Annotated in this window: 19 protein-coding genes; 12 read left to right on the forward strand and 7 right to left on the reverse strand. The window is 60.7% G+C overall.

Annotated features, from left to right (window positions below):
* Positions 1-390 precede the first annotated feature (390 nt).
* Both glyA and GPJ75_RS24880 read left to right on the forward strand, forming a co-directional pair.
* Positions 391-1,659 (forward strand): serine hydroxymethyltransferase, encoded by a 1,269-nt coding sequence (gene glyA, locus GPJ75_RS24875; protein ID WP_163272586.1) that lies wholly within the window; start codon positions 391-393, stop codon positions 1,657-1,659.
* A gap of 5 nt (positions 1,660-1,664) precedes the next feature.
* Entirely contained in the window at positions 1,665-3,074 is a 1,410-nt protein-coding gene (locus GPJ75_RS24880; protein ID WP_163272488.1) for an L-serine ammonia-lyase, read from the forward strand.
* Positions 3,075-3,176: 102 nt separating this feature from the next.
* On the opposite strand, the gene GPJ75_RS24885 is transcribed toward GPJ75_RS24880, so the two are convergent.
* From GPJ75_RS24885 to GPJ75_RS24910, 6 genes are all read right to left on the reverse strand, one after another.
* The gene (locus GPJ75_RS24885) at positions 3,177-4,235 is read right to left on the reverse strand and encodes a quaternary amine ABC transporter ATP-binding protein (protein WP_163272490.1); all 1,059 of its coding nucleotides are present in this window, start codon (positions 4,233-4,235) and stop codon (positions 3,177-3,179) included.
* The gene (locus tag GPJ75_RS24890) at positions 4,228-6,210 is read right to left on the reverse strand and encodes an ABC transporter permease (RefSeq protein WP_163272492.1); all 1,983 of its coding nucleotides are present in this window, start codon (positions 6,208-6,210) and stop codon (positions 4,228-4,230) included. Before GPJ75_RS24890 ends, GPJ75_RS24885 begins: the two co-directional genes overlap by 8 nt.
* A 48-nt stretch (positions 6,211-6,258) precedes the next feature.
* Positions 6,259-7,215 carry an ABC transporter substrate-binding protein gene (locus GPJ75_RS24895; protein WP_163272494.1) on the reverse strand — a complete coding sequence of 319 codons (957 nt, stop codon included), beginning with the start codon at positions 7,213-7,215 and terminating at the stop codon, positions 6,259-6,261.
* Positions 7,216-7,271: 56 nt separating this feature from the next.
* Positions 7,272-8,078 carry an SDR family NAD(P)-dependent oxidoreductase gene (locus GPJ75_RS24900; RefSeq protein WP_163272588.1) on the reverse strand — a complete coding sequence of 269 codons (807 nt, stop codon included), beginning with the start codon at positions 8,076-8,078 and terminating at the stop codon, positions 7,272-7,274.
* A gap of 105 nt (positions 8,079-8,183) precedes the next feature.
* A complete protein-coding gene (locus GPJ75_RS24905) occupies positions 8,184-8,888 on the reverse strand; it encodes a FadR/GntR family transcriptional regulator (protein ID WP_163272496.1) in 705 nt (234 codons plus the stop codon).
* 3 nt (positions 8,889-8,891) lie between these two features.
* Entirely contained in the window at positions 8,892-9,656 is a 765-nt protein-coding gene (locus tag GPJ75_RS24910; RefSeq protein ID WP_163272498.1) for an SDR family NAD(P)-dependent oxidoreductase, read from the reverse strand.
* Positions 9,657-9,730: 74 nt separating this feature from the next.
* On the opposite strand from GPJ75_RS24910, the gene GPJ75_RS24915 reads away from it, so the two are divergent.
* From GPJ75_RS24915 to GPJ75_RS24955, 9 genes are all read left to right on the forward strand, one after another.
* Complete coding sequence (locus GPJ75_RS24915) at positions 9,731-9,949, forward strand: hypothetical protein (protein ID WP_163272500.1); 219 nt, start codon at positions 9,731-9,733, stop codon at positions 9,947-9,949.
* A gap of 398 nt (positions 9,950-10,347) precedes the next feature.
* Positions 10,348-11,358: a TRAP transporter substrate-binding protein DctP gene (gene dctP / locus GPJ75_RS24920; protein WP_205602638.1), complete on the forward strand. Its 1,011-nt coding sequence runs from the start codon at positions 10,348-10,350 to the stop codon at positions 11,356-11,358.
* A gap of 235 nt (positions 11,359-11,593) precedes the next feature.
* Positions 11,594-12,103, forward strand: a complete 510-nt coding sequence (locus tag GPJ75_RS24925; RefSeq protein WP_163272502.1) for a TRAP transporter small permease — start codon at positions 11,594-11,596, stop codon at positions 12,101-12,103.
* 6 nt (positions 12,104-12,109) lie between these two features.
* Entirely contained in the window at positions 12,110-13,408 is a 1,299-nt protein-coding gene (locus GPJ75_RS24930; protein ID WP_163272503.1) for a TRAP transporter large permease, read from the forward strand.
* Between the two features lie 108 nt (positions 13,409-13,516).
* Complete coding sequence (locus tag GPJ75_RS24935) at positions 13,517-14,434, forward strand: dihydrodipicolinate synthase family protein (RefSeq protein ID WP_163272505.1); 918 nt, start codon at positions 13,517-13,519, stop codon at positions 14,432-14,434.
* A gap of 3 nt (positions 14,435-14,437) precedes the next feature.
* Positions 14,438-15,946 (forward strand): aldehyde dehydrogenase, encoded by a 1,509-nt coding sequence (locus GPJ75_RS24940; protein WP_163272507.1) that lies wholly within the window; start codon positions 14,438-14,440, stop codon positions 15,944-15,946.
* Positions 15,946-16,719, forward strand: coding sequence for an NAD(P)-binding domain-containing protein (locus tag GPJ75_RS24945; protein ID WP_163272509.1), 774 nt, complete (start codon positions 15,946-15,948; stop codon positions 16,717-16,719). The genes GPJ75_RS24940 and GPJ75_RS24945 overlap by 1 nt, the downstream gene beginning before the upstream one ends.
* Positions 16,719-18,065, forward strand: coding sequence for an NAD(P)/FAD-dependent oxidoreductase (locus GPJ75_RS24950; protein WP_163272510.1), 1,347 nt, complete (start codon positions 16,719-16,721; stop codon positions 18,063-18,065). Before GPJ75_RS24945 ends, GPJ75_RS24950 begins: the two co-directional genes overlap by 1 nt.
* 79 nt (positions 18,066-18,144) lie before the next feature.
* Positions 18,145-19,122: a LysR family transcriptional regulator gene (locus tag GPJ75_RS24955; protein WP_163272513.1), complete on the forward strand. Its 978-nt coding sequence runs from the start codon at positions 18,145-18,147 to the stop codon at positions 19,120-19,122.
* 215 nt (positions 19,123-19,337) lie between these two features.
* Here GPJ75_RS24955 and GPJ75_RS24960 read toward each other — a convergent pair whose 3' ends face one another.
* Complete coding sequence (locus GPJ75_RS24960; protein ID WP_163272515.1) at positions 19,338-20,378, reverse strand: trans-3-hydroxy-L-proline dehydratase; 1,041 nt, start codon at positions 20,376-20,378, stop codon at positions 19,338-19,340.
* A gap of 537 nt (positions 20,379-20,915) precedes the next feature.
* On the opposite strand from GPJ75_RS24960, the gene GPJ75_RS27490 reads away from it, so the two are divergent.
* Entirely contained in the window at positions 20,916-21,986 is a 1,071-nt protein-coding gene (locus tag GPJ75_RS27490; RefSeq protein WP_246249259.1) for an alpha/beta fold hydrolase, read from the forward strand.
* The last annotated feature ends 2 nt before the right edge of the window (positions 21,987-21,988 follow it).

The following is a 21,988-nucleotide window of genomic DNA, read 5'->3' on the forward strand; positions in this document are numbered from 1 at the left end:
CTCTTGAAAAACGCCCTCACGGGCCACAGGAGCTGGACGCCGCAATGGCCCGAAAGTCAACCGAAAGCCGAATACGACGTCGTCATCGCCGGCGCCGGCGAGCTCGGCTTCGAGGTGAATGTGCCGGTCCGCCATGGCCGCACGCTGTGGGAAAGCTCTGGGCGGCCGGGCAGCAATATGACTTGCGCCTACGGCACCGAGACCATGCACGTGCTCAGGGTCCGGCGACCCTCACTTCGCCCAGGCGGTCGATATCGCGCGGGCGGCCGAGCGTCAGCAGTTCGGCCTCGATATGTGGCGCTCCTTCACGCCGCATATGATCGCGCTCCTTAAAACCGGCTGCGCCGAACTGGCCGCAGAATGAACCGACCACGCGAACAGGAACTCAAGATGCTCAACACTATGGCCAGTGCTCCGATCTCCGACACCGCCATCGCCGAAGCGATGGCTCACGAACTCGATCGCCAGCGGAACCAGATCGAGCTGATCGCCTCGGAGAACATCGTTTCGAGCGATGTTCTGGCGGCACAGGGTTCGGTTCTGACCAACAAATATGCCGAAGGGTACCCCGGTCGCCGTTACTATGGCGGCTGCGAGCATGTGGATGTTGTCGAAGCGATCGCGATTGACCGGCTCAAACAACTCTTCGGCGCCGAATATGCCAACGTTCAGCCGCATTCGGGTGCGCAGGCTAATCAGGCCGTCTTTCTGGCACTGCTGCAGCCGGGCGACCGGATCATGGGCATGTCGCTTGCCCATGGCGGGCACCTGACCCATGGATCTCCGGTCACAATGTCGGGCAAGTGGTTCGATGTGGTCTCATACGAAGTAGACGAGAAAACCCACCTCATCGACATGGAACAGGTGCGCAAGGTTGCAGTGGAGAACAAGCCGAAGCTGATCGTCGCCGGAGCCTCGGCCTATCCGCGCCGGATCGACTTTGCGGCCTTCCGCGCGATCGCCGACGAGGTCGGGGCGTATCTGATGGTCGATATGGCGCATTATGCCGGGCTGGTCGCGGCCGGCGAATATCCCAACCCGGTGCCACACGCCCATGTCGTGACCTCGACCACGCACAAGACCCTGCGCGGACCCCGTGGCGGATTCATCCTGACCAATGACGAGGCGCTGGCGAAGAAGCTCAACTCTGCGGTGTTCCCGGGCAACCAGGGTGGCCCGCTCATGCACGTGATCGCAGCCAAGGCGGTGGCCTTCGGCGAGGCGCTTCAGCCCGCGTTCAAGGACTATGCGAAGCAGGTCGTGGAGAATGCGCGTGCGCTTTCGGAGGCCCTCCAGAAAGGGGGTGTCGGTATCGTCTCTGGTGGAACCGACTGCCACATGGTTCTGGTCGACCTGCGACCCAAGGGCGTGACCGGCAAGGCCGCCGAAGCAGCATTGGAGCGGGTGGGCCTGACCTGCAACAAGAATGCGATTCCCTTTGACCCGGAAAAGCCCTTTATCACCTCGGGCATCCGTCTCGGCACCTCTGCGGGCACGACACGCGGCTTCGGGCAGGCCGAATTCCGCAGGATCGGTGAGCTGATCCTGAAAGTGATCGACGCGCTTGCGGCAGATGCCGGCGACAATACCTGGATAGAGGCCGAAGTCCGGGCAGAGGTGCGCGCGCTCTGTGCCGCGCATCCCATCTACGCTTCCTGATATCCATGTTCCTGTCGGTCTTCGACATCTTCAAAATCGGCATCGGGCCCTCGTCGTCACATACGATGGGCCCGATGACGGCGGCGGCGCGCTTTCTCGACGATCTGCGCGGCGCGGCCGACAAGAGTCCCGGTGCAGGGAGGTTGGCCCGCGTGACGGCAACGCTCCACGGTTCATTAGCGTTCACCGGCAAGGGGCATGCCACCGACCGCGCAGTGATCCTCGGGCTTTGTGGGCTGCTGCCCGACACACTCGACCCCGACAGGGCAGAGTCGCTGGAGGCCGAGGTTCGGCGAACACGCCAGATCACGCCCGAGGGGCTGGGCGTCTTGAAGTTCGATCCCGAAACCGATCTCGTTTTCGACTACGGTCCACCACTCGAAGGCCATGCGAACGGGCTTGTGTTGCGAGCGTTCGATACCAGGGACAATCCCTATCACACCGAGACCTACTATTCGGTCGGGGGTGGCTTCGTGCTGACCGAAGGCGAACTGCGCCGCAAGAACGAGAACGCGGCTTCGCTTCACGACGAAAAGCAGGGGCGCGATTATCCCTATCCGTTCGGGACGGCCAGGGAGATGCTGGCCATGGGCGCTACTTCGGGCAAGACGATCGCCCAAATGAAACGCGCCAACGAGATGATCGCGCATGGCGCCGATCTCGATGCGAAGATCGACCGCATTTGGCAGGCGATGGACGACTGCATCGAGCGCGGCCTGGCGCAGGAGGGTATCCTGCCGGGTGGGCTCAAGGTGCGACGCCGGGCAAAGGCGATTCATGAAAAACTGTTGGCTGAGCGGGGCCATAACTCGGCCCAGCCGCATCAGGCGAACGATTGGCTGAGTGTCTATGCCATGGCTGTGAACGAGGAAAATGCGGCCGGCGGGCGTGTCGTGACCTCGCCGACGAATGGCGCTGCCGGGGTTGTGCCGGCGGTGCTGCGCTACTACCGGGATCACTGTGTCGGGGGCGGGGCGCATGGCATCGGCGACTTCCTTTTGGTTGCAGCCGCCATTGGCGGTCTCATCAAGCATAACGCGTCCATTTCGGGCGCGGAGGTGGGATGTCAGGGCGAGGTTGGTTCCGCCTCAGCGATGGCGGCTGCGGGGCTGTGCGCGGCGCTTGGCGGCAGCAACGAACAGGTCGAAAACGCGGCCGAAATCGCGTTGGAACATCACCTGGGCATGACCTGCGATCCGGCGGCAGGCCTGGTACAGGTTCCCTGTATCGAACGAAACGCCCTTGGTGCGATCAAGGCCGTCTCGGCAGCCAGCCTGGCGCTGCGCGGCGACGGCCAGCACTTCATGCCGCTCGACAACTGCGTGCGCGTGATGCTTGAGACCGGGCGCGACATGAGCCTGAAATACAAGGAAACCTCGACCGGGGGGATTGCAGTCAATCTGCCCGAGTGCTGATCGCTCTAGTCGAATTTTGAACCGCCTCGACCGGCGGCGTATGAGGAAGACAGCACTTCGGTTATGGGACAGGCAAGTGGGCGCCTTGAAGGCGAAGCCCGTTCAGGCGCCCGCGGCAAGCGTTTCGAGTGCACGCATCCGGTTGAGCGCGCCGATGGGCCGGCCGTTCTCCGCCGAAACGGGGATCATCTCGGGGCCGGAGATGAGCAACCGCGCAATTTCGGAAATCGTTGCATTTGCCGATACGCCTGCACCGCCAGTCGCATCTACGGACGATTCCATCAAGGAGGAAACCCGCACCACCCGTGCGGGCGATACCTTGGCGACAAAGCGCTTCACATAGTCGGTGGCCGGCTGCATCACCAGTTCTTCCGGGGTGCCGATCTGGACGATGCGCCCGCCCTCCATGATCGCGATGCGATCCGCCAGGCGGATCGCTTCGTCAAGGTCATGGGTGACAAAGACCACGGTGCGAGTCTGGGTCTTCTGCAAGCGCAACACCTCTGTCTGCAGATCGGCGCGGATCAGCGGGTCCAGCGCTGAGAACGGCTCATCCAGGAACCAGAACTCCGGATCCGTGGCCAACGAGCGGGCGATGCCGACCCGCTGTTGCTGGCCGCCCGACAGCTCTGCCGGGAACCGTGCCTCGCGACCGCTCAAGCCCACGGTCTCGACGAGCTCCAATGCGCGGGCTTTGGCCTTGTCGCGTGCCACGCCCTGCACTTCCAGTGGAAAGGCAATATTGCTCAGTACCGTCCGATTCGGCAGCAGCGCGAAATGCTGGAACACCATTCCCATCCGCGTGCGCCTAAGCTTCACCAGCTCCTTGTCCGCAAGCGTCATAATATCGCGATCACCGTAGAAAACGCGGCCTTCAGTGGACTCGGTCAGTCGTGTCAGACAACGCAGAAGCGTTGACTTCCCCGATCCGGAAAGCCCCATGATTACGAAGACCTCGCCTTGAGCGATCTGAAATGTGGCGTCCTGAACGGCGCCCACGAGGCCGTCTTTGGCCAATGCCTCGGGGCTGCGTGCAGAGAGCGGTCGCCGGGCGAAAAGCGTTTTCTGTTGACCAAACACTTTCCATACGCCCTCGGCGCTGAGCGCGATTGGGCGGGTCAGCGCGCTGTCACCGGATGCCGCGGCTTTAGCGTCAAGCATGGATGTCTCCTTCGTGTCGCGCGGCGCGGGCCGCGGCGGATTTCAAGAGCGTATCGGCAATCAGCGCGATGCAGGCCACGCAAAGGCCGGCCACGATCCCCGGCCCGACCTCGCCACGGGTCAGTGAGGTATACACCTCCTGTCCCAGCTCTCGGGTGCCGACCAGCGCCGCGATCACCAACATCGACAAGGCCATCATCACCGTCTGGTTCACCCCCAGAAGCAGGGTGGGCATGGCTGACGGCAACCGGACGAAACGGAACGTTTGCCAAGGCGTGCAGCCGGACATGGCCGCCGCCTCGACCCGTTCCGAAGGAACATGCTTCATGCCGGCCATGCCGTACCGCACTGCGGGAGCAACGGCATAGGACACGACGGCGATCAGTGCCGAAAAATCCCCGTTGCGGAACAGCATGACAGCCGGCAGCAGATAGACCAGCGTTGGCAGCGTCTGCAACGTATCCAACACCAGTTGCACGGGCTGATGGAATCGCGGGCGGGACGATACCCAGATCCCGAACGGCAGCCCGATTGCCAGGGCGATCGCCACCGCCAGAGTGGTCAGATAGACCGACACCATCGCCGGCTCCCAATAGCCGGTCAGCGCGATGAACAGAAGCAGTGCCATCACTGTCAGTGCCGCGCGCTTTCCGCCAAGCGCGTAGCCCGCGAAGCAGACCAGGAGCCCGATCAAGGTCCAGGGTGTCGCCAGAAGCAGGTCGCGGAACGGGTTCATCACCTTCAGCAGCATCGCCGTGCGGATCGCGTCGAGCGGATCATAGAACTCCCGGTTGATGAAGCTTACGGCCCCGTTCCAGAACGGGGCCGTCGTCAACGTCAGGTCCTTCGGCCACAATCCCAGCGACGGGATGACGAAACTGAACAGCGTGAAGATGATCAGCAATGCGAGCGCCAGTACGGTATCCCGACGCCGCCAAAGCCCCACGGCTTGGGTCGATTGGTTGTGCGCCGCCGCCTGCGTCAGCCGATCCAGAACGACCGCCAGTGCAACGATGCCCATACCGGCCTCGAAGCCAGCGCCGAAATCCAGACGGCGCAGCGCCCGAAGGACATCGTAGCCGAGACCGCCGGCGCCGATCATCGAGGCGATGATGACCATGTTCAGCGTCATCATGACGACCTGGTTCAACCCGATGGCGAGCCGCGGAACGGCGACGGGCAACTCAACCTTCCACAGGGTTTGCGCGCGGCTGCAGCCGGTCATCCGGGCGAGTTCGAGCGTTTCCTGCGGAACAGAGCGAAGAGCGAGAACGGTCGCGTGCACCATGGGGGGCAGCGCGTAGACCACCGTGGCGAAGAGGGCGGCGCTGGGCCCGTACCCGAACAGCAGGAGCGTCGGCAGCAGGTAGGAAAAGATCGGCACGGTCTGCATGACGTTCATGACCGCCCGGACGAATGCTTCAGTCCGCGGTGAACGATAGGCCCGAATGCCGATGGCAAGCCCCAGGACGAGCGCCGTCACGACGCAGAGCAGAACCGAGGCCAAGGTGGTCATGGCTAAAACCCAAAGACCGAATAAAGCCAGATAAAGCCCCGACACCAGCGTCAGAAGCATCAGTCCGCGACCGGACAGGCGCAGGGCCACCAGCGCGACTGCAAGCGTCACCCCCAGCCAACTGAGTGGCGGTGCCGCCTGCACCTTGTTGAAACCGGCCCCCGTCACCCAGCCTTCGGCGAGCACGATCTTGAGCCAGTCGATCGGCGCCTCCGCTGCCGCGGCCAGAGCGCGCGTGACATCCGCAAATGTCACCCCGCCGACCCCGGCATCGCGCGCCAGCCAGTTCAGCCCCTCGCCAACCCAGTCCGAAACGGGCAGAATCGCCCAGTTTGGCACGCTGGTGAGGACTGCCGGGAAGAAGGGTGCAGCGAATATAACGGCAATCAGGACTGGAAGTGCGATCCAGTCGCCGATTGAACGCGCCCGCACCTGTTCCTTGAGAAAAGTATCAGCCATTGCGGCGCTCCGGCCGGGACCGTCATTGACGATCCCGGCGCGTTCAGGTCACTTTTCAGCGCAGGCCGCCCAGCCGCGCCACTTGGCTTCGTTTTCCTTTGCCCATTCCATGGCGACCTCCTCTACGCCGCGGCCTTCGACATCGACCTCGTAGACCAGCGCTCCAACCTCATCGCCATCCATGGTGAAGTTGCGCACGATGTCATAGGCACACGGCCAGATCTCTTCGCCTTCCGCCCAAGCCATTTTCTTGATCCAGCCCTCGGGCTTGCCGCAATCGTATTTGGCGTCGGGGTTCACGCCCCAGGACGCGTCCTCGTAGCAAGCGGGCTCATATTTCGGGAAATCCACGAATTTGCCGTCATAGACCGACGGAGCCCAATGCGGCTTATAGACCCACAGTATGATTGGCGCTTTGCGCTCATATGCGGCCCGAAGCTCGGCAAACATCGCCGCGTCGGTGCCCGAATGGACCACCTCGAACGGCAGACCCAACGCCTCGACCCGCTCCTCATCGAAGCCGCCCCAACTGACGGGGCCGCTCAGGTACCGCCCCTTCGGCGCGGTTTCCGGCGCGGCGAAGGCCTCGGCACACTCCCTGAGGGCCTTCCAGTCGGGCAGGCCGGGGCATTGCTCTTCCATATAGGAAGGATACCACCAGTCCTCCTTGGCCTGCGGCCCCAACTCGCCCATATCCAGCACCTTGCCGGTCGCGACCGAGGCAGTGAAGGCGGCATCCTGGGTGGTCTGCCACGTTTCCAACGCAATGGTCAGATCCCCGGATTCGAATCCGGGGTACCGGGCACTGTCATCAGCGATGACTTTCTCGACATCATACCCGTATGTGGACAGGATGATGTTCAGGATTTCGGTATTGATGAGCATCGATGACCAATCGGCCATCATCAGCTTGATCGTCTGGTCCGATTCCGGTTCGAAAGCGCTCGCGGGGGTGACTATCCCGACGCTCAGAGCGGCAACTGCGGTGATGAGTGTTTTCTTCATGTTCGCCTCTGTGTTGAAGGTTGGCCTTTTCAGCCTTTGTTATTGGGCTGGCTTTTTCAGCCTTTCGCGTACCAGCCATTGTCGACGTAGAGTGCTGCCCCGTTGACAAAGCTGGCCTCATCCGAGGCCAACCACAGTGCTGCCGCAGCGACCTCCTCCGGCTCGCAGAGCCGGCCTTGCACGGCGTTCAAATCGGCCTCGTTCCAGTTCTGGCCAAGCCCGTCCAGCTCATCGATCTCGCGCAGACCATGCGCAGTCTTGACGAAACCCGGACAAACCGCATTGGCGCGAATGCCGTGATCCCGGTATTCGATTGCGATGGAGCGGGCCAGTTGCAGCACCGCGCCCTTGGTCATGCAGTAGAGGCTTTCCAGACCGAAGCCCTTCTCCCCACCGATCGACGACGTGATGACCACCGAGCCGCCACCATGTTTCAACATATGCGAAACAACTTCACGGCAAACGACAAAGGCTGAACGCACGTTGATGTTCATCAACCGATCGTAGTCTTCGTCGCTACTTTCGTGCAGGGGTTTTACGATGATCGTGCCGGCATGGCTGAACAGCGTGTCGACGCGCCCCCAAGCGCGCACGATTTTGTCCAAGGCATCACAGACCGAACCGGTGTCAGACACGTCGGTCTCGAAGAACAGCGCCTGTCCACCCGCTGTCTCGATCTCGTCGGCCACCTCGCGGCCGCTGTCGGCCTGGATGTCGAGGACCGCGACCCGAGCGCCCGCTTCTGCGAACAGGCACGCAGCAGCACGACCGATGCCGCCTGCTCCACCGGTGATTATCGCGGTGCGGCCCTCAAGGCGCCCAGCGACAATGGGCTTTCTCGAGACACGCTGAGCAACATTCATCGGGTTCCCCAAAATCGCATTGGTATAATGGTCTAGTTTGAAGACCATTACATCGCCGCGAATTTGTCAAGGCCCATCTGCTTCAGAGCAGCAACAGCGTGCAGATCAGGCTGCGGCTTTACCCATTCGACGGACGGCGTCCCATAGAAGCCTATGCAGATCAGCCATCGCCGCCTCTGCTTCGTCCACGTCCTCGGAATTCAGCGCAGCAAGTAGACGCTCGAACTCGCCCAAAGCGACGGTCCCTGTTTTCGACGTCGACGGTGTGTCGTAGGGCAGGAAAAGCTCGGCCAACCCGTCCTCGATTGCCCGTGCAAGCAACGGGTTTTGGGTGGCATCCCCCAACGCGAGCAGGAACAGAGCTTCAGCCTGCTTCCGGTGCGGCGCGGTTCGCGCGGCGTGCATCATGGCGACGGCCTCGCGCATCCGCTTCATCTCGGCCGGACCGCGCCGCGTGCATGCAAGTCGGGCCGCCGCCATCTGGTTCACGGTCAGAAACTCGACGACCCGCATCGTCTTAGCGGGGGCCCGCAACATCCGGCGGCGCGCCAATTCGCACAGCCGGTCTTCGTCAGTGACAAAAGCCCCGCCCTGCGCGCCGCGCCGCACAGTTATATACTCATCCGTCTCAAGAACACGCAGCGCCTCGCGGAGGGTGACGCGGCTGATCCCGAACCGATCGGACAGCTGCCGTTCGGCTGGCAATTTCTCGGCGGGCAGCAGCAGACCGGCGTGGATCTGGCGGCGCAACAAGTCAACCGCAAGCCCATAAGCCGCCCGCGGCTCTACCGGGCGCAAGCCCCACAGCATTGGTCAAACCGCCGTAAAAGTGTTGTCCACGAAGATCTCGGCTCCGTTCACGAAGCTGGATGCATCGGAGGCGAGGAACAGTGCAACCTCCGCAATCTCCTCGGGCTCGCAGATCCGCCCCTGCATGACGTTGACGTCGTTTTCAGAGGCGAAGACGCCGTAGCGGCGTAGCTGCTCGATCTCATGCTCACCGTGCTGTGTCCGCACAAAGCTGGGACAGATCAGGTTCGACCGGATGCCTTGATCGCGATATTCCACCGCAAGCGCACGCGCCAGTTGATGCATCGCCGATTTCGATGCGCAATAGAGCGTCTCCAGATGGGTGGCGGCACGCACCCCGGTGGTGGAGGTGAACACCAGCACTCCTTTCCCGCGCTCCAGCATCTCTGGCAGGACGAGCCGGCACATGAGAAAGGCCGATTTGGCATTGTTGTCCATCATCTCATCCCACTCCTCCAGCGTGAATTCGAGGAATGGTTTCACGATGATGATGCCGGCATGGTTGAACAGCACATCGACCCTGCCAAAGGCATCCACCGTTGCCCTATAGGCCCTTTCTGCCTGGTCCGGTAGGGAGACATCCGAGCATACAAAACGCACGTCCAAGCTTCGCTCGGTCAGTGCCTGCACCAGCGCCTCGCCAGATTCGGGATCACGATCTGCTATCATAACTTGCGCGCCCTCTTCGGCGAAAAGAGCGGCGCTGGCGGCGCCGGCGCCTTTAGCGCCGCCAGTAACCAGAACAGTGCGTCCAAGGAGTCTCTTCATGGATCAAAATCTATACCATTGGATTCCCAAAATCCAGTGCTGCAACTGCGGAGGCATGGCCGCGACTTTGCCGCGTGTCTGCTGGCGAACGGCACAACATCCGCATCATTCCGGTGATTACCCCGGCACTGCGCGATGATGGCCGGCGGTGGGGGCAAGTGATGTCTAAAATCTGCGCCACCAACCTGAAAGACAAAGAAATATCGATCGGTGGGATCGCAATGTATCTGCCCGAATGCCGATCGCCTCAACGGCACGGCTTGGGCGGTGCGATTGACTTCGGAGCCGTCTGAGTCCTTACCCTTGCCCACAGTTTGGCTTGGTCAACAATGAGTGCGACTAGAAGGTGCTCGAATTCACTCTTCAGGGTTTCGATCCGGGGCTTTCGCGTCGAAGATTTTACTGGGAAAGTACTTGTTATGAAGTTGCTTTCTGAACCAAGTGAAATTTTTCGGTACTCGACAATCTATGACTGAACAACGCAACCGAATGCATGATCGTATGTGTTCGGGCTTCAAGGTCGACGATACGATCACTTCCGTCTCCAGCGGCGGCGCCTAGGAGCGCATAAGCTTCACCTTATGCCCGAATGATGAATATTCTCGTTTGTGTGCCAGCCGTCTTGCCCCAATGATTGCGGTATTGGGCAGCCTAGACTGCCCCAATAATATTCAGATCAAAGAGGGAACTCATGGTGAAGCTGTCCAACATTTGCGCATTCTCACTTGCTGCCGCGATGCTTGTCCCGTTGCCGGCGTATGCCAGCGATAAGGAATACAAGCTCGTACTGACCAGTGAGGCTGGTGATCGCGACTCCGTTCTTGGCAAGGCTATGCAGAACTGGGCCTCAATGATCGAGGAGAACTCTGACGGGCGCATCAAGGTCAATGTATTTTATCAGGGCGAGTTGGGTGGCCAGCAAGAGCTGTTCGACCAGCTCGTCAAGGGCAACGTCCACATGATGATCACATGGCCGCAGACGTCCTACGACCAGCGGATCGGTGTGAACTACATCCCGTATCTCGTTCTGGGATGGGAGGACGCGACGGAAGCGTTCGGCCAGGACGGCTGGGTGCGCGAGGTGCTCGATCCGATCTATCAGGATATTGGCCTCAAGTATTTCGGCCCGTTCCCGGAAGGCTTCGGTGGTATCGCCACCAAGGGCCGCTACGCCACCAGCTTTGAAGAGGCGCAGGGCCTGAAGGTGCGGTCGCAACCGATCTTCCCTCTGCCGCAGACCGTTCAGGCGATGGGTTTCCAGGCAGTGCCGATCGACTGGGCTGAAGTGTATACGTCGATCCAGACCGGCGTCGTGGATGGCGATTCATCGAACGTCATCTACTGGGACTACGAGTATTTCCGCGACCAGCTCGACTATTTCGTTCAGTCGTCGCACAATTTCTCGTCCTACTCACTTCTGATGAACAGTGCGACCTGGGAAGAGATGGACGAAGAAGACCGCGGAATCATCGAATCCGCTGCCGTCGCCGTGATGGACCAACAGTTCAAGGACGCCAAGGCGGAAGACGACAAATGGATCGCCGCGGCACAGGAAGCCGGCATGGAATACATCGTTCCGACCCCCGAGCAGAAGGCTGCCTGGGTTGAGCGTGTCCGTGCCGAAGTCTGGCCGCAGGCGGAGGAGGCCCTCGGCAAGGAAATCATGGACGTGGTGCGCGCCAACGCATCGGTCCCTGAATAAGTCCGCGAAAAACTGACTTGTCGGGCCGCGTTCTGCGCGGCTCGCCTCAGGCCGCCGGAACGACTCCGGTGGCCCCGGCGAGTGCTCGGCACTCTTGGAAAGCCCCTGATTCAAAGGCAGAAGAACCGCGATCGACCCCGGTTGATCTCACCGGCTGTCAAAAATCGAGGCGGCGATCATTCTGGGACAGGTTGTGCCTAGCGCGGCCCGTCTTTGAAGCAGGGAGGCTTCAGAAATGCTGAAAACAGTCGATGCGCTACTTGTGCGCATAATCCATCCGATCTTGATCGTGATCGGGCTGGCCGTCGCGCTTATGCTGGTCGTCGGCATCCTTACGCGGATGATCGGGGCACCTCTTTTCGGTCTCGAAGAGATCATGCTGCTAGCCGTCATGTGGTTCTACATGCTGGGCGCAGCGCTGGCATCGCGTGAACGCTCGCACCTGTCAGCCGACTTTGTGCGCGTTATTTCGAAAAACCCGAAAGTCTGGCGCGTTGCGGCCTTGTTTTCCACCGCGGTTTCGCTGGGTATCGCGGTGCTGTTCAGCACCTGGGCGTGGGCTCTGTTCTCCTTTGGTCTGGAGCGTGGCCAGTCCACGCCGGTCTTCGGGATTCCCTGGTGGATCTCGCAGTCCAGTCTCTTCTTCGCTTCGGTGCTGTTCATCATCTATCTAGTGCGGGACCTGCTCCACGAGATCCGCGGCGAAGAATGGCAGTCGGGCGATCCTGCGGCAGAAGTGGAGTAATCTGAAATGGGTGCACTTATCGCAATTGTCGCTGTCGTGGTCCTGATGATGATCGGGGTTCCGGTCGTATTTTCCTTCGCCGCCATGACGCTCATCCTGTCGATCGCCTATGACGTCGACATCTCGTCGCTGATGACCACGGGCTTCTGGTCGGTGAACTCGGTGATTCTGGTCGCACTGCCACTTTTCGTGATGACCGGCTACCTGATGCAATCCGGCGGGATCGCCCGGCGCCTGGTAGAATTCGTCGAGGCACTGGTCGGGCGTTCGCGTGTCGGCATGGGCACCTCAATGGTCGTGACCTGCGGCATATTCGGTGCCATCTCAGGTACCGCCTCGGCCGCTGTGGCTTCCGTCGGGTCCATCATGATCGGCCCGATGGAGAAACACGGCTATGCGCGGGGGTATACGAGCGCACTTTTGGGTGTTTCCTCGCTCCTGGGTCTGTTGATCCCGCCTTCGATCACCATGATCCTCTATGCGGTCGTGACCCGACAATCGGTCGCAGCCTGCTTTCTGGCGACCGTCGGTCCGGGCATCTTGCTGATGATCGCGCTTGCGTTGTTCAACCGGCTGCATGTCAACCGGAAGCTGGGTGGGGATACCAAAAAAGCTCCGTGGGGGCAGCGCCTTTCTGAAACCGCTTCGACCGGCTGGCGGGCTATACCCGCACTAATGCTGCCGGTTGTTATCCTGGGCGGGATCTATGGGGGGTATGCCACGCCGACCGAGGCGGCGGCCATTTCCGTGGCGCTCGCTATCCCGATCGGTTTGTTTATCTACCGGGAACAGACCTTGCGAGGGATCGGCGAAGCGGTGATCCATGCCGCGACCACCACCGGGGTCATCATGATCATCCTGGTCTTCTCGTTCGTCGCCAGCCGGATTCTCACCCTCGAGCGCGTACCTCAGGAACTGACCGATCTCCTGCTTAGTACCTTTTCGAGCCCGATCCTCATTCTGTTGGTGGTGAACATCTTTCTGGTCGCCATGGGCATGATCATGGACGATGTCAGCGTGATCGCCATCATCAGCCCTCTGATGGTGCCGGTCATGGCCGAGATTGGCGTCGACCCGATCCACTTTGCAGCGATCATCGGGACCAGCATTGTGATCGGGGCGAACAGCCCCCCGATGGCCCCAATCCTGTTCATGGCCTGTCGTGTCGGCAGGGTCGGGATGTCGGAAGTGATCACGCCCGCGTTCTATTTCATGGCCTTGGCGGCATTTCCCGTAATGCTTGTCACGACCTATTGGTCGCCGCTGGCGCTGTTCCTGCCGCGGCTCCTTGGGTTCATGCCGTAGAGGCAAGTTCAATAGCGCGCGCCCGCGGCGCGGGCGCGCGCAGCTATCACCGGGAGGCTCTGAGCGCGCTTCCGGGCTCCGACACAACATGGCGAATGGAAGTACGCAATGGCATTCAGGTTCACGCTTGAAGGGATCTACACACCTGTCGTAACGCCGTTCGACAACGACGGCGCCTTCGATCTCGACGCGCTGGCCGATGTGGTCGATCATCTGGTCGAGAAGGGCGTCCACGGGATAATCTCCGGCGGATCGACGGCTGAGAATTACACCCAGACCGTCGATGAACGGCTTGAACTGGCGCGGTTCATCAAGGACCGCCTGAATGGTCGCTTGCCGTTGATCGTGGGCACGGGCGCCATGCGGACGCCGGATTCCGTCGCACTGGCCAAAGGTGCGCGCGACATGGGCGCCGACGCCATCTTGCTGGGCACGCCGCCTTATTCGGTTCCGACCGAACGCGAGAATGCGCTGAATGCGCTCGCCATCGACCGCGCCGCCGACCTGCCGATCATCCTTTACAACTATCCCGGTCGCATGGGCGTGCATATGGGTGAGGAGTTTCTCGATCGCGTCTGCCGCTCGCGCAACGTCATCGGGATTAAGGAAAGCTCGGGCGATATCAACCGGGTTCACCTGCTGGCCCGCGATTATCCGCATATCCAGATGTCCTGCGGGATGGACGATCAGGCACTGGAATTCTTCGCCTGGGGCGCGCGCAGCTGGATCTGCGCAGGCTCCAACTTCCTGCCTGAGGAGCATGTCCTTCTTTACGAGACCTGTGCCGTGCATGGCGATTTCGCCAAAGGGCGCCGGATCATGTCGGCAATGATGCCGCTGATGCGCGTCCTCGAACAGGGCGGCAAGTTCATTCAGTGTGTAAAGCACGGAACGGAAATGGCAGGCTTGCGGGCCGGGCCGATGCGCCCGCCGCTGCGCGGTCTCAACAAGGATGACAAGCGGGAGCTTGAGCAGGTCGTCCGGACCCTCAAAACCACGATTGCGGCCATCAAGGCGGAGAACTGATCCATGAGCGAGCTTCTGACGCGCGAAGAATACGAGGCTATCGCAGCCAACCTGACCCTGCCGGTGAACGCGTTCATCGATGGCAGCTTCCGCCCGGCAAAATCCGGCAAGACCTTCGAGACGGTGAACCCGGCGACCGGCGTGAAGCTTGCGGATGTGGCGGCCTGCGATGCGCAGGACGTGGATTTCGCCGTTTCCAAGGCGCGCGAAGCGTTTGACGATGGCCGTTGGTCGAAACTGCATCCCGCAGAGCGCAAGGAGGTGCTGATCCGGCTTTGCAAGCTGATGACCCGCAACCGCCATGAATTGGCGGTGATGGAAAGCCTGGACAGCGGCAAGACCATCTACGACTGCGAGACCGTGGACGTGCCCGAGACGATCCACTGCATCAAGTGGCATGCGGAACTGATCGACAAGATCTATGACCAGGTGGCCCCCGCTTCGGACAATCATATCGCGATGGTCGTGCGCGAACCCGTCGGCGTCGTCGGGCTTGTCCTGCCGTGGAACTTCCCGCTTTTGATGATGGCCTGGAAGATCGGCCCTGCGCTGGCCGCGGGCTGTTCGCTGGTGATCAAGCCCGCGGGGGAAACCAGTCTGACCGCCCTGCGGATTGCCGAACTGGCCCATGAAGCGGGCGTCCCAGCGGGCGTGCTGAACATCGTGACCGGCAGCGGCTCTGCCGTGGGCGAGCCTCTGGGCAAGCACCCGGATGTGGACATGGTGTCCTTCACCGGTTCGACGGCAACGGGGCGGCGGTTCCTGCACTATTCGGCGGACAGCAATCTCAAGGAAGTCGTGCTGGAAATGGGGGGCAAGAATCCCTGCATCGTGATGGACGATGCGGAGTACCTCGACTCCGTGGCCGAGCACGTGGTCAACGGCGCCTTCTGGAACATGGGCGAAAACTGCTCTGCCGCCGCGCGCCTGATCGTTCACGAGGACATTAAGGACGATCTTCTGGAACGTGTGAAAGCCGCCGCCCGGCAATGGAATGTCGGTTCGCCGCTGGATCCCTCCGTGCGGGTCGGCGCCCTGGTTTCCAAGTCGCATTTCGACAAGGTCTGCAGCTATCTTGGGCTGGCCAAAAAAAGCCAGATCATCCTGGGTGGCAAGGATATCGACGGTGCCTTCGTCGAGCCCACGATCGTCGACGTGGGCAGCAACGACGATACGCTGGCCCGTGAAGAGATCTTCGGCCCGATCCTGTCGGTCATCACCGTGTCGAGCTTTGACGAAGCCATCGCGGTGGCCAATGACACGGAATACGGTCTGGCGGCCTCGATCTTTACCGCCAACGCGCGTCGTGCGATCCGTGGGGCACGCGCGCTTCGCGCCGGAACGGTGACGGTCAACAGCTTTGGCGAAGGTGATATCTCTACGCCCTTCGGTGGCTACAAGCAGTCCGGCTTTGGCGGGCGCGATAATTCGATCCACGCTCACGACCAATACACCCAACTCAAGACCATCTGGATCGACCTTGGCGATCCATCGGATTCCAAGGTGGAGTGATGGCGCGGATCGGTTTCCTTGGAACCGGAGAGATCGCTTCGGCGATGATTCAAACCATCGCCGGGGCAGGGCACGACATCGTCGTCTCTTTCCGCAACGAGCGTGTTTCGGCGGAACTGCAGGCGAGGTATCCCGGGCTCCGCCGGGCGGCGAACCAGACTGTCGTGGACGAAAGCGATATCGTGGTGCTCTGCCTGCTGGCCGACACCGCCCGCAAGGAACTGTCAAACCTGGCGTTCGGCGAAGGCAAGACGGTCATTTCCGTCATGGCTGGAGTGCCAATCGCCGAGCTTGAGCGGCTTTGCGCGCCGGTCACCGAAATCTGCGTTGCCATTCCGCTACCACCGATGCCCTTGGGCGGCACGCCATTGGCCGTGTTTCCGGATAATGCTCGTCTCAACGAGGTATTCGGCCCTCATGTGAGCATCCACGCTTGCGCCTCGGAAGTCGTGCTTAGTGCGCATTTTGCGGCGACGGGCGTGCTGCTGCCCTTGCTTGATCAGATGGAGGTCGCTGCAAATTGGCTGTCGGCCTTCACCGGTGATCGTGCCGAAGCCGCGAACTATTTGGCAGGGCTGATCGGCGCCTATTGCAAGTTGCTGACGCAAGGGACCGGAACCGATCTTGCACAACTGCGCGCCGGACTGGGCACCGAGGGTGGTTTGAACCAGGCCTTGAGCAGGGCACTGGCGGATAACGGGACGCTTGCCGCCCTCGAGGCTGGTCTCGACAGCCTTCGGGAAAGACTTCGACTGCCCTCGAAAGAACAATAATGCAGCGCGAATACGTGGCGAAGAGGCTGCCTAAACTTGCCGGCCGTGCTGCCTGGAGCGCAATTCTTGGCGCACTGCCCGCGGCGCGACCATTGCAAGGAAATGTAACGGCCGACTTTACGGTAATCGGAGCGGGCTTTGCAGGACTATCTGCGGCGCGGCGACTCGTTCAGTTGAACCCGGGGGCGAAGGTTGTCGTCCTCGATGCTGCTCGCGTCGGCGAGGGGGGCACCGGGCGCAATTCCGGGTTCATGATCGACCTGCCGCACAACCTGGCTTCGCAAAATTATGCCGGTGCGAATGAAGGTCTGGATAGAAGCCTTATCTCCCTGAATCGGATGGCGATCGAGTTCGCTCGTGAGGCGGTGCAGGATTATGGAATAGATGCCAATTATTTCGATCCGGCAGGCAAGATCAACGGCGCCGCGACGGAGAGCAGCCAGGCGCAGAATAAGTCTTATGGTGCTCATTTGCAGAGGCTGGGCGAGCGCTATGAGGTGCTGGACGAACAGGCGATGTTGGAGGTGACCGGCAGCCGATACTATTTGTCGGGACTCTATACGCCAGGGACCGTCATGCTCCAACCTGCCGGTTACGTTCGAGGTTGGGCCCAGGGCCTGTCCCGTGAGGTGGCTATCCATGAAGAGAGCCCGGTTACTGCCTTTTGCCGGCAGGGGGCAAGCTGGCGTGTCGAAACTTCCGGTGGAGCTGTTTCGACCGACAAGATAATCCTTGCCAACAACGGCCACATCGAGAGTTTCGGCATTTCGCGCGGCCGCCTCATGCACATTTTCCTCTTTGCCAGTATGACCGAGGAACTGAGTGAAGACGCGCTGCGCCGCCTCGGCGGGCAACCGAGATGGGGCATCACTCCGTCAGACCCGATGGGAGCTACGATCCGTCGGACCGACACGGGTCAAGGCGGCAATCGAATTGCCATCCGGACATGCGCCGAATTCCGCCCCGACATGGAAAGCACCGAGTACAAAATGCGTCGCGCCGCGAAGATCATGCGCAGAAAATTCGATGAACGTTTCCCCCAAATCCGTGACGTCAGAATGGAATACGCCTGGTCGGGTCAGTTGTGCCTGTCTCGGAACGACGTATCCGTGACGGGTGAGATCGACAGCAGCGTCTACGCTGCCTGTTGCCAGAACGGCCTGGGAACGACCCGCGGGACGCTGACTGGCATCGCCGCGGCGGAGTGCGCCAGCGGCAAAAGTTCCGTCATCACCGAGTTCTTTGCTGGACAAGCGAAACCGTCACTTCTCCCCCCTGCGCCATTGGCGAAATTGGGCGCGACGGCGTATCTCAACTGGAAGGGATGGCGGGCAAGAAGGGAATGATGCGCATAGGCGCGTTAATTTGACCAACCGCCGGTTCGGACGCGCTTGTTGCATTCAGCAAGAATGTTTAACTTGAGCCATGCTGCCCAAACGTCGATATCTTCCATCACTCGGATCGTTCGCCACTTTTGAAGTGGCGGCGAAGCATCTGAGCTTTACCATGGCGGGTGCTGAACTCAATGTCACGCAGGCGGCAATCAGCCAACAGATCCGCGGTCTTGAAAAGGCTCTTGGCGCCAGCCTGTTCGTACGGAAGCACAACAGTCTCGAACTGACGCCCGCGGGCGAAGGCCTGCTGAGAGCCGTCAGTCAGGGGCTCGACAATATCTGCGACGGCATTGAGGCGATCTTGGCGCCGTCCGATGTCGCAGTGATTACCTGCTCAGGCACCAACGCGGCCGTCGCCTGCTGGCTGAAGCCCTTTGTTGACCGGTTTCGAGTTGACAATCCAGACGTGAGGTTCGTGCTGTTGGCTTCGGACGAGGACGATGCGTTGCGGAACTTCGACGAAGTTGACGTATCCTTGATCTGCGGCAATGAGCGCTGCGATGTGGGCGAAAGGCTTTATTATCTCTTCCCGGAAACGGTCGAGCCGATGTGCAGTCCTGAATATTTGAAGAAGCATGGCCCTTTCGATGATCCGAACAGCCTTGGGTATGCACATCTTCTTGAATTGCACCGCACACATTGGACCGCCAACGCAATTGGCTGGCAAGCAGCCACCTGGGAGGACTGGTTTCGTGCGATGGGTATCGCAATTCCGCCCTTCCTGCCTTCCCTGGTCAGCAACAATTATCCGCTGCTGCTGGACGCTGCTGTAAAAGGCGAGGGGGTCATTCTCGGCTGGCATCATCTTGTCGCAGCGGAACTTGAGGCGGGGAGGCTATGCCGCCTCTTTGAAAACCCGCTTCAGGTGGATCGCGGCTATTACCTCAAGCTGAACTCTGCATCGCAGGGCAAGCCCCATGTCCTTCAGTTTATCGAATTCGTCTTGTCTGGTCTTGTGGGCGCTAGTCAAGCCCCGCCCCAGCGCTCGCTCACGGGGAAAGTGGCGTAGTCCGATAACCTACGGGTCGGATCGTGTTGCCGATCCGGTCGGATTTTGTGGAGCTCTTAATTGGCTCAAAGGTTACGACACATGCGGGGAGATTTCCGAGAACTGCACCGTGATATTCGCAGGTTTTCGAGTCTATTATGGTCGCGAAGGTGCGCATGATCTTGCGGGTAAGTTCCTTTTTTCTCTGAAGAGCTAGGAAACAACTCGATGGGCATTCAGCCCCCCTTCCGTTTCATTGGCCAGGTATCGGCCACGCGATAACCGCCCGGCCACGGGTCACTCGGGTCCAGCATATGTTGATGTGTGCCGGTGACCCAGGCACGACCGCTGATCTGCGGGCGGATGGCGGCAAGGTCGCCGACCTTCGCGGTGCCAAGGATCTTGCCGTGGAACTCCGATCCGATGATGGAGACGCCGGTGAAACGGTCGCCGACCGCCATTTCCCCTCTGGCATGGAGAAGCGCCATGCGCGCCGACACTGCCGTCCCGGTCGGGGACCGGTCGAGCTTGCCGGGCTGAATCGACACGACCGATTTCGCCTTCAGGCCATTGTCATCACGTTCGATCGCGCCGGCAAAGAGGCAGAACGAATGGTGCCGCCAGTCGGGGCGATCGGGGTGAAAGAATGCCAGTTGTTCATTGGCAGCATTGGTAATGCGTACCCCAAGCACGGCAAGCTCGCGCGCCTCGTCGGTTTGCAGCCCAAGCCCGAGGGAGGGCGCATCGACCACGACGAAGCTGTCGCCGCCGTAGGCCGTGTCCACCGTGATCGTACCTAGGCCCTCGACCTCAAGCGGAACGCTGGTCTTGCTGGCGAATGCGGGCACGTTCTCTACCGTAATACGTTCCGCTTTCCCGCCCGCACAGTCGGCTCGCACGCGCACCAGGCCACCGGGCGCCTCCAGCACCATTTCGGTCACCGGTTCCTGCATGGGTATGATGCCGGTATCGAGCAGCACCGTTGAGACGCAAATCGAATTTGAGCCGGACATCGGCGGTGTATCTTCCGGCTCCATGATGATCCAGGCGGCCTGTGCCTCTGGGTGCTTGGGCGGAACTAGGAGGTTGACGTGGCGGAAAACGCCACCGCGCGGTTCATTGAGTACGAAATTGCGAAGAGTTTGGTCCTCCGCGATCCATTTGCGCTGCTCCCAGACCGAATCGCCCGGCGGGGGCGCGACGCCACCCACGATCACATCACCGACTTCACCTTCCGCATGGCAGGAGACGACATGGATTACCTTGGTTGTGCGCATTCAGCTGCCTTGGCGTACGTTGGAGGGGTAGGGGATCGTGCCTCGCGAGATTCTGGATGCCTGCCGAAACGGTGACGCGGAACGCGCCGGGTCTATGATCATATCATGAATGCCTGTCAATCGCTGCATAAGCCCCAGCAGCGCGAACAATCGTAGATGATGGGCTTAATAAATACACAGACCCGATCTGTTCCCGATGGCGGAGTTCGAGTGATGCGCATGGCCGGCAGCCAGGCGCCATATTTTGCGGGATGCGCTGTATGACACGCAAACATGCGGACTTTGGCAAGGTCGGCCAGAACGCCTGGTTTCATTTCTGTAGTCAATCGGCTGAACTGATCATAATATAGCATTATTGCTATTAACAAGGGCGGAATTAGCAATTTACATGTTGTTTCTCTCTTGCCATTGGTCGTGCCACCGCCGATCCACGTGTGGCTTTGTCGGCTCTGCAAGAGATAGCCACGGTCCGTGAGATGGATTGCTGACAGATTCCAGGGTCATATCAGTCCTGAAACTAGCTTGGAGGCAGAGCAAATGAGCCAGCCTACGCTCGTCTTGGTTCCTGGCCTCTTGTGCGACAGCTTCGCTTGGCACAAGCAAGCCGAAGTTTTTGACAAGGACATGCCAGTCAGCATTGCCGACGTCAGCGCCGGCCTTTCCATTACGGGCATGGCCGAAGACATTTTGTTCAGGCATCCTGGTGCGCTGTGGGTGGCGGGGCATTCCATGGGTGCACGCATCGCGCTCGAAATGGTGAGATTGTCGCCTGAACGCGTTGCGAAGCTCGCCCTGATCGATACTGGCATTCATCCCCGCCGCAAGGGCGAGGAGATTAAGCGGCAGGAAATGGTCGATCTCGCCCACAGTGAGGGCATGTCGGCACTGGCGGTGCGCTGGCTCCCGCCCATGGTGGACGAGGCCCACCATGGCGACCAAGTGCTGATGGGCGGGCTGACGGAGATGGTGCTGCGCGCTAATCCCGAACAGCACGAGCGCCAGATTGAGGCATTGCTCGGGCGGCCGGACGCCGCGGCCTATCTGGGTACAATCACCTGCCCCGTGCTGCTGGCGGTGGGGCGTTACGACAAGTGGAGCCCGGTCGCGCAACACGAGGAAATGCTGGCGCTTCTGCCCGATGCGCGTCTGGTGATCATTGAAGACGCCGGCCATTTCGCGCCGCTGGAACAGCCTGAGGCGGTGACCGCGGCCATGGGCATGTGGATGGCAGGCTGGCAAAAGGAGGACAAGATGCCGGATACGTCGGAGGTCGACAAGCAGGCTCTGCCCGAGACGCCCTTGTTCGATCGCGAGGCTAACCTCAGGGGCTACCGCATGAACAAGATGGCGATGGATCTTGGCCGTGCGGAGAACCGCGAAGCCTTCAAGGCCGACGAGGACGCCTATCTCGGCCGCTATGGTCTTTCTGACGAGGAAAAGGCCGCCGTAAAGGCGCGCGACTGGCACGAAATGGTGCGCCTCGGCGGCAATCTGTTCTTCATCCTGAAAATCTCGGCCATCGACCCGACGCCCATGTCTCGTATTGGCGCGGCACAGGCCGGCATGGACCACGACGCCTTCTTGGCGCAGCGTTTGGGAAAGGTCTGACA

Origin of the sequence: Chelativorans alearensis, from assembly GCF_010993735.1 — a bacterium.
Taxonomy (GTDB): Bacteria; Pseudomonadota; Alphaproteobacteria; order Rhizobiales; family Rhizobiaceae; genus Chelativorans; species Chelativorans alearense.